At 62.0% G+C, this 571-nt stretch carries 1 protein-coding gene; it reads left to right on the forward strand.

Features of this window, described 5'->3' with window-relative positions; all coding sequences use genetic code 11:
* Nucleotides 1–571 (forward strand): DDE-type integrase/transposase/recombinase (locus ACTJLC_RS31825; RefSeq protein ID WP_440846438.1); only part of this gene is annotated, 571 nt, incomplete at both ends.

Below are 571 nucleotides of genomic sequence, written 5' to 3' on the forward strand. Positions count from 1 at the left end.
ACGCACGCATTGCCGGTCTCGCAGCAAGTGCGGCTCGTTGGTATCGCAAGATCGAGCGTGTATTACCGGGCGCAACCGGTGAGCGAGGCAGACCAGTTGCTGATGCGCCGGATCGATGAACTGCATATGGAGTTTCCGTTTGCCGGAGCGCGGATGCTGGCGCGACTGCTGCGTCGCGAGGGACACGAGATTGGCCGCAGGCGCGTGCGCACGCTGATGAAGCGTATGGGTATCGAGGCGCTGTACTGCAAGCCGAACACGAGCCGACGCAATGAGAAGCACAAGATCTGGCCGTATCTGCTGCGGGGCATGAAGATCGATCGGGCAAACCTGGTCTGGGCACTCGATACGAGCTATATCCCGATGGCGCGCGGCTTTGTGTATCTGACCGCCGTGGTGGACTGGGCCAGCCGAAAGGTACTGGCCCACCGGGTGGCGATCACGATGGAGGCGATGCACGCAGTCGATGCGTTGGAAGAAGCGTTCGCGAAGTACGGGCAACCTGAGATCGTCAACACCGACCAGGGCAGCCAGTTCACCGCGACAGCGTTCACCGAGGCCGTGCTCAGCC

This window comes from Paraburkholderia sp. 22099, assembly GCF_052045835.1.
Lineage (GTDB): Bacteria > Pseudomonadota > Gammaproteobacteria > Burkholderiales > Burkholderiaceae > Paraburkholderia > Paraburkholderia terricola.